The sequence below is a fragment of the Candidatus Cloacimonadota bacterium genome (genome assembly GCA_012522635.1).
GTDB lineage: Bacteria > Cloacimonadota > Cloacimonadia > Cloacimonadales > Cloacimonadaceae > Syntrophosphaera.
Genome location: JAAYKA010000036.1, coordinates 37,986 through 50,964 on the forward strand (window position 1 = coordinate 37,986; position 12,979 = coordinate 50,964).

The window sequence follows — 12,979 nt, forward strand, 5'->3', positions numbered from 1 at the left end:
TTGGGTTTCCTTATATTCTATATTTTATTTATTTTTTTTATTTGCCATCAGCAGCACCAGGACACAGGTATTCACAATATCTTCGCGGGAACTGCCTCGGGAGAGGTCGCAAACGGGTGACGCCAATCCCTGGATGATGGGGCCGATTGCTTCTGCTTTCGCGAAGCGTTGAACCAGCTTGTAGCCGATGTTTCCAGCTTGGAGGTCTGGAAAAATGAGGGTATTCGCGTCTCCGGCAACTTTGCTGTCCGGAGCTTTCATTTTGGCAATGTGGGGCACGATGGCGGCGTCGAGCTGCAATTCACCGTCAAAGTCGAAATCCACCTTGCGGTCGCTGAGAATCTTTTTTGCCAACTGAACTTTTTCCACTTTTTCATGTTTGGCACTGCCGCGGGTGGAAAAAGAAAGCAACGCCACTTTTGGTTCGTCTCCCAAAATGGCTCTGCGGGTGGAAGCTGTGCTGATGGCAATATCAGCCAATTGCTCAGCATCGGGATCGGGCACCACCGCGCAATCCGCAAAGAAATATACTCTGTCTTGACACAGATAATCCAAAACCACCATGATGAAACAGCTGGAAACCGTTTTTACACCCTGGGTTACGCCCACAACTTGGAGCGCGGCACGCATGACGTCGGCTGTGGTGCTTTCAGCTCCGGCAACCATTCCGTCTGCGTAGCCAAATTTCACAAGCAGGGCGCCAAAAAACAGCTCTTTCAAAACGGTTTGGTCAGCTTGTTCGCGGGTTATGCCTTTTTCGCGGCGGCGTTCATAGTAATAGTCTGCAAATTTGTCGATTTCGCTGAAATCTGCTGGATTGTAGATGGTGGCACGGCTGATGTCGAGATCCAGAATCTCTGCCCGAGACTTGATTGCCTCGGGGTCGCCCACCAGGATGATGTCCGCAATTTCCTCACGCATAACTATGTCTGCTGCTTGAAGTGTCCTGGTGTCCAGGCTTTCAGGCAGTACAATGCGCCCTTCAAGGGGCTTGGCTTTGGCTCTAAGTTCTGTGATTATGTCCATTGTTTTCTATATTCCTTACGTTTTCATTATCTATCACCAGTTTGCTGATGTCTGCAACACGCAGAAATTCTTTTTTCACATCCCGCAACAATGCCTGTCGGTTTTTGCGCAAGGCTGGGTTTTCGCAGTTCACCAGTACAGCGTCGAAAAAGGCGTCGATGCTGGCGCCATATTCCACCAGGCTTGCGATTGCTTCATGATAATCGTTTTTATTCAGGCTGGCGTCAATTTGGGTGTGCAGGCTTTTTAATCCTGCGTGCAGTTCACTTTCAGGGGCTTCTTCAAAAAGGCTTTCGTCCAAAAGTGGCAGATCGTCTTCTTCATTGATGATGTTTGCCACACGTTTGAACCCAATCACCAGCCGCAGAAAGTCATCCCGTCCGCGGTAGCTTTGCAGCGCGAGACCTCGATTTTTCAGATCGGAAAGGTTTCCCAGGGAAAGGTGTTTCAGGCTGTCGATTACGTCGTAGTCCAGTTTAAGCTGGCTGAGCAGCCAATGCACCCGCTGGGTGAAAAATGCCTGCAGGTCTGCCGCGGCACTGGGTACTGTTTGGGTTTGTTTGTTGATGAGCCCGAGGCAAAAATCCAGGATTTCGGAAAAATCCAGATTCCAGTTTCGCTGAACGATTATCTGTACCACACCATTTGCGGCGCGACGGAGCGCGAAAGGGTCTGCGGAACCAGTTGGAGCCTGGCCGATGCCGATGATACCGGAAACGCTGTCCAGTTTATCGGCAACCGCAAGCACAGCGCCAATCACGCTTTCAGGCAAAGTATCGTTCGGACCTCTTGGCTGGTAGTGCTCTCCGATGGCTTGCGCAACGTCTGGATTTTCCCCAGCCGCCAGCGCGTATTGTTGGCCAATGTAGCCCTGTAATCTGGTAAATTCTTTTTCGCCCAGCATGTTTGTAACCAGATCCGTTTTGCAAAGTTTTGCGGCGCGGAGGGTTAGCTCAGTCGTTTTTTCGTCAAGCCCCAGCTTCTGGCAGATATGCTCCGCGATTTGGATGATGCGCTTGGTTTTATCCGCCATTGAGCCCAGTTGGGATTGAAAAACCACTTCCTCAAGCTGTGGCAGCCATTCTTCCAGCGGCTTTTTGGTGTCTTCCTCAAAATACCACAAAGCGTCGGAAAGCCTGGCGGAGACAACTTTTTCGTTGCCTTTGCGGATGAGTTCGGCAGAAGCCGGGTCACCATTGGACACAAAAACGAAGGTGTTGCTCAGTTTTCCCTCTGCGTCACGCACCCAATAGTATTTCTGGTTTTGGCTGATGGTGGAACTGATAATTCTTTGGGGCAGGGAGAGGAATTCCGGGCTGAATTCTGCCACCACCGCGCTTGGAGATTCGGTGAGGTCTGTATTTGTGTCGGTCAGGTTCTCATCTTTCGCAATTTCATGCCCGGCAGGCAGTTCCACACTGGCAAGTTCATTTTGCAGCTTTTCACGCCGGACGCTGCGGTCGGCCAAAACGCGGTTGTCTTTTAAAATATCAAGATATGATTGCGGGGAGTTTATCTTCAAAGGTTTGTCCAAGGCGAGCCAGCGGTTGCCGAAACTGAAGCTTCCGCTCTTCACTCCCGCGATTTCCAGTTCGATAATTTCTTCGCCCCAAAGCACACAAAGCCAGCGCAGAGGACGGGATAAAGCGAGGTGGGAATCATTCCACACCATGGTTTTATCGAAAGGAAGGCGGCTGATGAGGCTGGGAATCCATTCCTGGAGAATGGCCTTGGTTTGGCGTCCTTTTTGGATTTGGTTCAAAACGATGAATTCGCCGCGTGCGGAGCTTTCGATTTCGATGTCTTCAGGCTTGGCGTTGTTCTTTTTCAAAAAACCCAGGGCGGGGGGCAGGAGCTCTCCGGCTTCGTTGAAGGCTATCTTCTTGGCGGGGCCGATTTTATGGACGGCAAGATCTTCCTGCCTTTCCTGGAGTCCAAAAACCAGCAGGAAAAAACGTCTGGGGCTGGAACTTGCCTGAACTTTGGCATATTCCAAGCCGGAATCGCGGGCCAGGGTTTCGAAGGAGGAGAGGATATAGTCCACCGCAGGTCGGAGCTGAGTGGCAGGCACTTCCTCCATTCCAATTTCAAGCAAAAAATCCCGCATCTTTGTTTTCCCTGTTTTTAAGGCAGCGTCATGCTCAGACTAAGTTGGTTCAACAATCCAAGGCCTCCGTAGGAAGCAACTCCATAATCCACGCGGTAGTTTTTCCATTTCCAGCCGGCTCCCAGGGAAAATCCTGAAAGCAGGGCAAATGTGCCGCCGGTATAGCCGTCTGAAGCGCTGGAACGGAATCCGGCTCGGATATCCAAGGCTGGATGCGGCTCGTATTCAACGCCCAGCTTTGCCACGATGTTTTCTCCGGTGGCTTTGCCAATTTCAAAATTTCCCTTGGCTTGAGGGTTGAATTGGAAGCTGAGTCCCGCTGCAAAAGTGAGGGGCAAATCTTCTCTGCCACTTGTTTCGGAATATTTTTTAAGCTGAAAACCCAGATTGCGCACGCTGACACCAACCTTCAGTTTTTCATTTGCAGGATGGTGCATGAGCCCCAAGTCCATCATCGCCGCCGCCGCGTTTTTATCATCAATTTGATCGTAAACCACCTTCAATGTGCCGCCCACATCCACCATGTCGGAAATGTATTTTGCCAGGGAAGCAGAAGCCACGATGTCGTTGGCGCCGAAGTATTCTCCGGTTGAAACAAGGTTTCCATGTTGATCCATTTCGGTGCGTTCGATGGAGCCCATATTCATATATTTGAGGGCAAAACCCCAGGCTGTGAAACGGTTTTTGGGCCAGAGAAATTGGATTTGACCACCCTGGGAACCCACAAAGGAACTGGTGAAGGTGCTGCCAACCTCGTTGGCTTGCATTTTTAGGATGGAAGCGGGGTTGAAATGCAGCCCGTCGGGACTGCCAGCTTCTCCGGTGAGGGATTGTCCCATCGCAATGGCGCGGGCGGAATGAACATTTTTAAGGCTGGCAAAGCCTGTGGTGCCAGCGTTTTCATTCACTCCCGCGAAAAGGAGGCAGGCGCTAAGCGTCCAGACTGCCAGAAATAAGGTCTTGAATTTTAAGAACTTCATGGTGGAGCTCCGCTGGGTTATTTGTGTTTATCAGGGCTTGGCGGTTTGCATCTTCGCGCAAATGTTCGGAAATGGCGCGCAGAACTTTCATATATTCCTTGCCCGAGTTTTGAGGGACGGCTATCATGAAAACCAAATGCACGGGAAGGTCGTCAACACTTTGAAAATCCAAGGGGTTACGCAACAGGCAGACTGCCGCTTTCAGGCAGCTTACACTGAGGTCGCGGGCGTGGGGGATGGCCACACCTTTGCCGATGCCTGTGCTCATAATGTCTTCCCTGCCGTTCACGGCGTCCAAAAAGCGTTTTGGGCTGTTCAGGCACCCGCTCTTCGCCAAAATGGAACACAGATATTCGAGGCATTCCGCCTTGGAGGGGAAGCCATCAATGATTTCCACAAGCTCGGGCTCAAAGAGTCCGTTAATTTTCACAGCATTTTCCATAGTGATTGGCATGCTTTTTGGGCGGCGGCATTGTGTCAACCAAATTTTGCCGCCCGCTTTTCAAAAATGGATTTTCGGGTTCCCGGCAAAGATTTTCCTTGATTGATTCCGGGCTTATAATAATCTGGCATATCTTGAAAAAAATCCTTGTAAAAAGGAGCTAACATAATGAAAGCTATAGAAGGTAAGCTTACCTCAAAAGGTTACAGGTTCGCCCTGGTGGTGAGCCGTTTCAACGAGCTGATTAGCACAAAACTGCTGGAAGGAGCGCTTGATTGCCTCCGCCGGCACGAAGTGAAGGAAGAGGAAATCACCACCATCTGGGTGCCAGGTGCCTTCGAGATTCCGCAGGTGGCAAAATTAGCCGCCTCCAAGGAAGAATTCGATGCCGTCATCTGCCTGGGCGCTGTCATCAGGGGCGGAACCCCACATTTTGATTATGTCGCCGCCGAAGTCAGCAAAGGTGTGGCGCATGTCGCGCTGAGCCAAGGCAAACCCGTGATTTTTGGTGTTTTAACCACTGACACCATCGAGCAGGCGCTGGAACGTGCCGGCACCAAAGCTGGGAACAAGGGCTTCGCTGCTGCCAGCGCGGCTTTGGAAATGCTGAACCTGATGGCGGAATTTTAACCTTGGGACTGCGGCGCAAAGCCCGCGAACTTGCGGCCAAAACCCTTTACGCTCTGGATTTTCAAGAGATTGACCCGCAATTTCGTGAATATCAGATGCTGAGCTGCTATCCAGATTTGATGGCTCAGGTGGCAGAATTGGACAAGCTTGAAAACCAGGCGAGAGCGGTGGATTTTGCCGACGATTTGGTTAAAAACACGGTGATAAACTTGGAGCAAATCCAGGCTGAAATTGAAAAACACAGCGAAAACTGGAGTCTGGAAGCCATTTCCAAAATGGATTTAAGTATTCTGAATATAGCGGTTTACGAACTTATGTTCACTGGCACACCACCGCCGGTGGTGATTAACGAAGCCCTCGAGATTGCCAAAAAATTTTGTGGCGAGGGTTCCGTGGCTTTTCTAAACGGCGTGCTGGATTCTGTTAACAAAGAAATGCGCGCTCGGGAAAAAATCAACGGCCTGTCAGGCTGAGGCGGTATTTTGAAAAAAGACGAGCTAATTTGTTCACTGGGAGTTTTTGCCCACAACGAAGCGGCGAACATCATTCCGCTGCTCAAGGCACTCTGTGCCCAAAAGCTGAACCGTGCCGAAATAGCGGAAATCATCGTGGTTTCCAGTGCCAGCACAGATGGCACGGACGAACTGGTGGAAACCTTTGCCCAAAGCGAACCCCGGGTAAAACTTATCCGTCAAGCCAAGCGCGAAGGCAAATCCAGCGCCATTAATCTCTTTATCGCGCAGGCTTCATCGCCCATCCTGATTGTGATTTCCGGTGATGTAATTCCCGCAGCCACAACGATTGAAAAGCTTGCTCTCACCTTTTTGGACCCTAAAGTGGGCGCCAGTGGTGGCAGGCCTTTGCCTGTTAACCCGCAAAACACTTTCATGGGCTTCGCGGTGCATCTGCTCTGGCGTTTGCATCATCGCATGGCTCTAATCTCGCCCAAACTGGGGGAAATGATAGCTTTTCGCAAATTGATGGATTCCATCCCTGCCGAATCCGCTGTGGATGAAGCCAGCATCGAGGCGATTGTTCGTTCCGAAGGTCTTGAACTGCGATACGTTCCAGACGCCATCATCAATAACAAGGGACCGCTGAACCTGAGGGATTTCATCAAACAGCGCCGCCGCATCCAAAACGGACATCTCTGGCTGAAGCGTCATCAGGATTACAGCGTGATTTCCCAGGATGGCGGCACCCTTTTCAGGATTCTGCTGGCGGAATTGTTGGAATTTCCCGCCTCAGCGCCCAAAGTATTTGCCGTCATGGCTTTGGAGATGTATTGTCGCCTACTGGGCTCCTGGGATTTCCACGTTAAAGGAAAGAACCCCTTCGCTTGGGACATCGCTCGCTCCACAAAGGATTTGAAAAAATGATGGAGTGGCTTCCCTGATGGTTTCACTGCTTTTCAAAATGATAGGTTTTTGGCTGATGAAACACATCGGCTTCCCGCGTATTTTACCCGTAAGCTATACTGTCAGCTTGCTTTATAGCTGCAATTCCCGCTGCAGCACCTGCAATGTTTGGAAAAAGAAAGCGCGCAATTTCAGCGTTGAAGAATATGCCAAAACCTTCAAAAAAATAGGACGCGCTCCATATTGGATAACCTTCAGCGGCGGTGAGCCTTTTTTACGACGTGACATCACCGAAATTGTGACCGCGATTTATCAAGCCTCGCGCCCGCGCATCATTAATATTCCCACAAATGGAATTCTCACCTCCACCATTGTGGAAAAAACCGCTGCCATCGCGCGTGCCTGCCCCAAAAGCCAGATAATTATTAACATTTCCTTGGACGGCTTGGAAAGCCAGCACGACGAAATTCGCAACGTTCCCGGCAACTACAAAAAAGCCCTTTCCACTCTCAAGCGTTTGAAAGCCTTGCGCATCAAAAATCTCGCCGTGGGCATCCACACTGTGATTTCGCGCTTCAACGTGCACAGTTTTCCCGCCATCGCCAGCGGTTTGATGCGTTTGGAACCGGATTCCTACATCACTGAAATCGCTGAGGAACGGGTGGAACTGGATACCATGGGGCTGCAAATCACGCCCAGTCTGGTGGAATACAAATCCGCCATCGACTACCTGATTCACAGCATCAAAAACACGCGCTACAAGGGCATGAACAAGATTACCATGGCGTTTCGGATTGAATATTACAACCTCGTGAAGCGCATCATGAGGGACGAGCGCCAGGTTTTGCCCTGCTATTCCGGAGTTGCCTCAGCGCAGATATCGCCTGATGGAGACCTCTGGAGCTGTTGCGTGAAGGCAAATCCCTTGGGAAACCTGCGCAAAAACAACTATAATTTCCGCAAAATCTGGTTTGACCGCGAAGCGGTATTGGAGCGCCGCAGCATCCACAAAAAGGAGTGTTGGTGTCCTCTGGCAAACGCTGCCTACACAAATATGCTGATGGATTTACCCACGCTCACTCGCGTCTTTTGGCGCAGCATGATAAAATGGTGGAATTAAAATAATGATTACCCTGCAAAGTAAGTTTTCCCGGCCTCCGCAGAGCATTTGCGAGCTTCAAACCTCCAAGGATGGTCGTTATGGCTGGTTTCTCTGCGCCGCGCATGAAGAAAACGACGTGGCTCTCGAAGAAATCATGGCGATGGTAAAACTGGAAATAATGGCAGCCAAAGTGTTGGAAATAGGAAAGATGGAAATCGAATCCTGGCTGAAAACCTTTTTCCACGATTTCCATTGGAAGCTTCATGCCAGCCTGCGCCGCACAGAACTCCGCGAAAAAGGACTCTCCCTCTTTTTTGCCGTGAGCTTTGATCACGACATCTATTTTGTCCAATTCGGCCGTATTTTCTGCGTTCACACCGAAGGGAAAAAGCTGAAAAGCATCGGCAAAAACTGGAAAAACCACCACATTCAACCTCTGCGCGGATTGAATCTTTTAGGTTTGCTGGATGAGGATATCCAGGTCAAACCCCAAAAATTCCGTTTGGACGAAAACGAAATCCTGACAGTTCTTCCGGGCAGAATTGCGGAAAACGTCTGTGGCGGCAATGCCGACGCCTCCAGCCTGAGACCTTTGATTGAATCCTTCCAAAACGCCAGCCCCGCTCTGTGGCTGATTCTCAAACATTCAACCGCTTTGGAAAAACCCCGCAAACGCCGTTTCACAAAGCTGGAAATCAGCACCCTCATCCTGCTTTTGGGCACGGTTGTGGCAATTTTATATATGGCGCTCGGAGGCAGGGGTGTTGTGGAACACGCCTTCATGCGCGTCCGTTTTTGGGTAACCGGAAAGACTCAGCCCAAAACCGCCCAAATTTTCGAAAACATCGGAAAAGCGGTCAATACTCCCGCCCGCTCCATCGAGCTGAATGTGGCTTGGAGTGTGGATTTACCGCAAAAGATTACCGCCGCCCCCGCTTTCAACAAAAATACAGTGTACGTGGCAAGCGGAAACACTCTTCGCGCCTACAAATCCGGCAACAATGACCCGCTTTGGGAAGCCAATTTTGATGCCCAAGTCACCAGCCTTTTAAAAACGGTTTACAGCCTTCAGGCGGGCTTGGAAAATGGCAAAGTCTTGGGTTTGGACCAACAGGGCAGCATCATCTGGGAAAAAGAAATCCAAGCCAAGATGATGGACAGCACCGGACTCAAACCCATCGAGATTACCCAAAGCCAGGATATGCGCCTGGATAAAAGCGTTACTCTCATCCCGCAAAAACACGGTATTGCCGTGCTGGACAATCACAGCGGCAGCATCATGGATGAGTTTGCGCTGGCAAAAGAGCTTGAATTCATCTCCAGCTACGACCTCCAAAACCGCTGTCTTTACTTGGCAAGTGGAAACTCACTCATCCGATTGGATTTGAATATCACAAATTGATGAAACGCAAGATATTAGCTCTGTTACTGCTGTTTTTTGCAGCCACGCTTGTTGCCGTGACGGGAAATGTGTCCCGCACTGGATTTGCACGGCTGCAATATGATGGTGGGGGAGACTGGTATAACGACCCCGAAGTTTTGCCAAACCTGTCGCGCTTTGTAAATTCCACTCTGAACACGAATTTTCCCCTCGACCAGGGCGTGGTAAAAGCAAGCGACGCAAAGCTTTTCGAATATCCCTTTGTTTATCTCACGGGTCATGGAAATATCCGCTGGGACGACCGTGAAATCGAAAATCTACGCCAATGGATGTTGCGCGGTGGATTTTTATATGCTGATGACGATTATGGCATGGATGCTTCCTTCCGGCGTGAAATCAAACGCGTCTTTCCTGAATATGAACTGGTGGAACTCGACGGCACTTTCCCTCTGTTCACCTGTTTTTTCGATTTTGGCGCCGGCCTTCCCAAAATACACCAGCACGACGAAAAACCGCCCCAAGCTTTTGGGATTTTCGACGAAAATGGCCGCCTCATGTGTTTTTACACCTACGAAACCAACATCAGCGACGGCTGGGCAGACCCCGACACCCACAAGGACCCGCCCGAGCTGCGTGAAACCGCGCTGCGCTTTGGCTGCAACATCATCTACTATCTGCTGACCCGGGGTTGAGATGCGCATTTGTGTGGTTTCGGATGTACATCTAAAATACGCGCCCTGGGACGCCGCCGACCGGGAAAACGCCCGCGCTTTCCAATCTTTCCTGAAAGAATCTGTGGGTAAATACGATTTGCTGGTGCTGAACGGCGATATTTTCGACCTCTGGTTCGATTGGAAATCCCTCATCATCAAGGAATATTTTCCCGTTTTACACCGCTTGGCGGAACTGAGCGAAAACGGCTGCAAACTCGTGATGATTAGCGGAAACCACGATTTTTGGTTCAACGACTTTTTCAGTAAACACCTGAACGCCATCGTCCGCGACCAATCCCACGTGATAAACGCGGATGGAAAAAAGATGTATTTCACGCATGGCGACCTTTACACATATAACGATATACGCTACAAAATCTTACGCGGCTTAATCCGCCTCCGCATCAGCAAGGGGATTTTTTCTTTATTCCACCCGGAATTTGCTTTGCGTCTGGGCGCCAAACTCTCTCGTTCCAGTCGCTTCCGACAGGTTCCTGCCCTCATGCAAAGAAAAAAGAGTGAAGGCTTGGAGCATCACGCGAGTTATAAGGTCAAGCGTAAAGGTTATGACATCGTCTGCATGGGACATTCCCACAAACCCGAAATAATGCGGATGGACAGCGGAGTTTACGCCAACAGCGGAGACTGGACCCGCCACCGCAGCTACCTGGAAATAATCGATGGCGAAATCAGCCTCAAATATTATCATGAACAAGGAGATAAACCATGTTAAAAACCTATCAGAAGATTGCTCTGGTGATGCTGATGATGGCTTTCAGTCTCAGTCTGCTGAATTGCCAAACCAATGGATTCAAGCGCGCCGGAGAGGTCAAAGAGGAGATTAAAGTGAAACCTGAAGTACCACCCAAATTTGCCACCATTGTTACAAACCTGGGAGAAATCGAGCTGGAACTCTGGCCAAACCTGGCTCCCAAAACCGTGGAAAACTTCCTCAAACTTGCCGGGGAAGGCTTCTACGATAAAACCTATTTCCACCGCGTTATCCCGGATTTCATGATTCAGGGCGGTGACCCCAACACCAAGGATGATGACCGCAGCAACGACGGTCAGGGAGGCCCCGGCTACAAATTTGAAGACGAATGCTATGGCGCCGGCGAGCAGGTTACCGGAGAGGTGAAAGACGAAGAAACCGCCATCTTGATTTGGACCGAGGTCATCATTCCCTACATGCAGACCGCCAAAGACCCCCAAAAGGATATCTTCGACATCGTCCAACAGGTGCAAATCCAAAACGGCCCCGAGCCCATTTATGGCAAAACCGTTGAATGGTATTTGCAGCGCACCGGCCGCCGCGAACCTTTATACAAGCAGATTCTCCTGGCACCCGTGCTCTATTCCTACATCTGCATGGCAAATTCCGGCCCCAACACCAATGGCAGCCAGTTTTTCATCGTTACCAAAAAGCCCGGAACCCCTTGGCTGGACGGAAAACACACCGTTTTTGGCAAGGTTCTTTCAGGCATGGATGTGGTGCATGAAATCGAAAGCCTGCCCCGCGATAAAAACGACAATCCCCAGGTTGGAAACCAAGCCTTTATCAATTCCATCCAGTTGGATAAAAAATAAACCTTTTCCCGGAATACGCTCCACGCCAATAGCTTGGAGACTTATAATAATCTCTTTTTTTGGCAATCGCTGAAGCGTCATTCCATCTGACCTCCTATCCGGATTTTTCCGAATTAACCCGGGAAATCCGGATGGGCGGGTCAAGTCCTATAAAACACTGGAGACATGATGAAAGCCGTTTTTACTTATGATGATGAACAACTTGGCAAGAGCTATATTGTGATTCCCAAAATCCGTGAAATAAGCAAGGTTTTGGGCAATGTGGTGTTAACTTTCGACAATGGTGACAAACGCACTCTGGATGTGGATGACGCCAACGCCGTAATCCAACAAATGTTGGAAGTTATCGAGAAATTCTACGCGTGAGCTGGCTTCCAGAATCAAATCCCATCCTGCTGGCTCTGCTGGGCACAGGCTTCACCTGGTTTTTAACCGCGGTGGGCGCCGCTTTTGTGTTCTTTTTCAAATCCATCAAACCCTCCGTGATGGACACCATGTTGGGTTTTGCCGCCGGTGTGATGATTGCGGCAAGTTTTTGGTCTTTGTTGGCTCCAGCCATCGAACTGAGCGGTGGCAATCCCCTCCCGGCTGTAATCGGCTTTCTTTTGGGCGGCGCTTTTCTGCGTTTGATTGATGTTTTGTTGCCTCACATTCACAAAAAGGACGGCGAAGACCACCCCGAAGGTTTGAAAACCCCCTGGGGAAAATCCACCCTCATGTTTTTGGCGGTCACTCTTCACAATTTCCCTGAAGGTCTGGCTGTGGGTGTGGCTTTTGGAGCGGCGGCTTCCGAAATGCCTTCAGCCTCGATGGCTGGAGCGCTTGCGCTCACCTTGGGCATAGGCATTCAAAATCTGCCCGAAGGAGCGGCGCTTTCCATCCCGCTTCGCCGTGAAGGTATGTCGCGCGGGAAAAGCTTTTTCTGGGGTCAATTCTCCGGCATGGTGGAACCCTTGGGCGGCCTTTTGGGCGCTGCCATGGTAATGGTGGCTCAACCCGTTATGCCATATACACTTGCCTTCGCCGCTGGCGCCATGATTTTTGTGGTTGCGGAAGAAGTTATCCCCCAATCCCAAAGCGGTGAACACTCACATCTTGCCACGCTGGGCGTGATGCTGGGCTTTGCCGTGATGATGCTCTTGGATGTGGCTCTGGGTTAATTTTTCCCTTTTCCGCGCCATCCTGCCCGCCTCCTTCTTGATTCCAACAGAGCAGCCACACGTGTCCCTCCCAAAAGCCCCCCGATAAAAGCTCGGGAGGGTCAGCAGGATCAGTAAAGGAAGAGCAGAGCTGAAATCAAGAAGGAAGCAGGAAAGGGGTTGGAGTCCGGGATTTCCCTACCAAGGTGTTCGGTGAATTGAGCAAACATTTCCTTCATTTCTGTATCATTCCTGAAAAAGACTTCAAAATGGTCTCCGGAAGTTGAGTTTTTTTGCTGAGCTAATCATTCACATCTTTGTAAATGGGGTCATCCATGCATAAAATTACTTGACAAAAAAGTGTTTGTTTTGTTTATATGAGTTTAGGTGAAAAAAGCCATAAGCATTACGCCGTGGTGCTCATGGCAAAACCTGCCGGATTGACTTCAAAGAAACGCAGCTAAAAGTTTTAAAGCGGCCAAAGCGATAATCGTTTGAACTCTTTATGATTAAA

General features: G+C 50.1%; 14 protein-coding genes. 10 read left to right on the plus strand and 4 right to left on the minus strand.

Annotated features, from left to right (window positions below):
* Positions 1-24: 24 nt before the first annotated feature.
* Genes pta through GX135_02225 form a run of 4 tightly spaced genes read right to left on the minus strand, consistent with a single transcriptional unit; the run spans position 25 to position 4,537 of the window.
* Positions 25-1,026 (minus strand): phosphate acetyltransferase, encoded by a 1,002-nt coding sequence (pta, locus tag GX135_02210; protein NLN84902.1) that lies wholly within the window; start codon positions 1,024-1,026, stop codon positions 25-27.
* A complete protein-coding gene (locus tag GX135_02215; protein NLN84903.1) occupies positions 1,004-3,133 on the minus strand; it encodes a glycine--tRNA ligase subunit beta in 2,130 nt (709 codons plus the stop codon). Before GX135_02215 ends, pta begins: the two co-directional genes overlap by 23 nt.
* Positions 3,134-3,150: 17 nt before the next feature.
* The gene (locus GX135_02220) at positions 3,151-4,113 is read right to left on the minus strand and encodes a PorV/PorQ family protein (GenBank protein NLN84904.1); all 963 of its coding nucleotides are present in this window, start codon (positions 4,111-4,113) and stop codon (positions 3,151-3,153) included.
* Entirely contained in the window at positions 4,064-4,537 is a 474-nt protein-coding gene (locus GX135_02225; protein ID NLN84905.1) for a PTS sugar transporter subunit IIA, read from the minus strand. The genes GX135_02220 and GX135_02225 overlap by 50 nt, the downstream gene beginning before the upstream one ends.
* Before the next feature lie 186 nt (positions 4,538-4,723).
* Here GX135_02225 and GX135_02230 point away from each other — a divergent pair, with 186 nt between their 5' ends.
* The 10 genes from GX135_02230 to GX135_02275 all read left to right on the plus strand — a co-directional run bounded on the left by GX135_02230 (position 4,724) and on the right by GX135_02275 (position 12,486).
* On the plus strand, positions 4,724-5,185 hold the full coding sequence (locus tag GX135_02230) for a 6,7-dimethyl-8-ribityllumazine synthase (protein ID NLN84906.1): 462 nt from the start codon (positions 4,724-4,726) through the stop codon (positions 5,183-5,185).
* Between the two features lie 2 nt (positions 5,186-5,187).
* Positions 5,188-5,658 carry a transcription antitermination factor NusB gene (gene nusB / locus GX135_02235; protein ID NLN84907.1) on the plus strand — a complete coding sequence of 157 codons (471 nt, stop codon included), beginning with the start codon at positions 5,188-5,190 and terminating at the stop codon, positions 5,656-5,658.
* A gap of 27 nt (positions 5,659-5,685) precedes the next feature.
* Entirely contained in the window at positions 5,686-6,564 is an 879-nt protein-coding gene (locus tag GX135_02240) for a glycosyltransferase (protein NLN84908.1), read from the plus strand.
* Positions 6,565-6,580: 16 nt separating this feature from the next.
* Positions 6,581-7,663 (plus strand): radical SAM protein, encoded by a 1,083-nt coding sequence (locus GX135_02245; protein ID NLN84909.1) that lies wholly within the window; start codon positions 6,581-6,583, stop codon positions 7,661-7,663.
* Between the two features lie 4 nt (positions 7,664-7,667).
* Complete coding sequence (locus tag GX135_02250; GenBank protein NLN84910.1) at positions 7,668-9,047, plus strand: PQQ-binding-like beta-propeller repeat protein; 1,380 nt, start codon at positions 7,668-7,670, stop codon at positions 9,045-9,047.
* The gene (locus GX135_02255) at positions 9,047-9,718 is read left to right on the plus strand and encodes a DUF4159 domain-containing protein (GenBank protein NLN84911.1); all 672 of its coding nucleotides are present in this window, start codon (positions 9,047-9,049) and stop codon (positions 9,716-9,718) included. The genes GX135_02250 and GX135_02255 overlap by 1 nt, the downstream gene beginning before the upstream one ends.
* Before the next feature lie 13 nt (positions 9,719-9,731).
* Complete coding sequence (locus tag GX135_02260) at positions 9,732-10,472, plus strand: UDP-2,3-diacylglucosamine diphosphatase (GenBank protein ID NLN84912.1); 741 nt, start codon at positions 9,732-9,734, stop codon at positions 10,470-10,472.
* Between the two features lie 35 nt (positions 10,473-10,507).
* On the plus strand, positions 10,508-11,326 hold the full coding sequence (locus GX135_02265) for a peptidylprolyl isomerase (GenBank protein NLN84913.1): 819 nt from the start codon (positions 10,508-10,510) through the stop codon (positions 11,324-11,326).
* 168 nt (positions 11,327-11,494) lie between these two features.
* Complete coding sequence (locus GX135_02270; GenBank protein ID NLN84914.1) at positions 11,495-11,692, plus strand: hypothetical protein; 198 nt, start codon at positions 11,495-11,497, stop codon at positions 11,690-11,692.
* Entirely contained in the window at positions 11,689-12,486 is a 798-nt protein-coding gene (locus GX135_02275; protein ID NLN84915.1) for a ZIP family metal transporter, read from the plus strand. Before GX135_02270 ends, GX135_02275 begins: the two co-directional genes overlap by 4 nt.
* Positions 12,487-12,979: the final 493 nt, after the last annotated feature.

Bases quoted from the DNA above. Each gene is read 5' to 3' on its own strand.
- GX135_02215 (NLN84903.1), bottom strand. From the start codon at position 3,133: ATGCGGGATTTTTTGCTTGAAATTGGAATGGAGGAAGTGCCTGCCACT.
- pta (NLN84902.1), bottom strand. From the start codon at position 1,026: ATGGACATAATCACAGAACTTAGAGCCAAAGCCAAGCCCCTTGAAGGG.
- GX135_02230 (NLN84906.1), top strand. From the start codon at position 4,724: ATGAAAGCTATAGAAGGTAAGCTTACCTCAAAAGGTTACAGGTTCGCC.
- GX135_02245 (NLN84909.1), top strand. From the start codon at position 6,581: ATGGTTTCACTGCTTTTCAAAATGATAGGTTTTTGGCTGATGAAACAC.
- GX135_02250 (NLN84910.1), top strand. From the start codon at position 7,668: ATGATTACCCTGCAAAGTAAGTTTTCCCGGCCTCCGCAGAGCATTTGC.
- GX135_02265 (NLN84913.1), top strand. From the start codon at position 10,508: ATGGCTTTCAGTCTCAGTCTGCTGAATTGCCAAACCAATGGATTCAAG.
- GX135_02270 (NLN84914.1), top strand. From the start codon at position 11,495: ATGAAAGCCGTTTTTACTTATGATGATGAACAACTTGGCAAGAGCTAT.
- GX135_02220 (NLN84904.1), bottom strand. From the start codon at position 4,113: ATGAAGTTCTTAAAATTCAAGACCTTATTTCTGGCAGTCTGGACGCTT.
- GX135_02255 (NLN84911.1), top strand. From the start codon at position 9,047: ATGAAACGCAAGATATTAGCTCTGTTACTGCTGTTTTTTGCAGCCACG.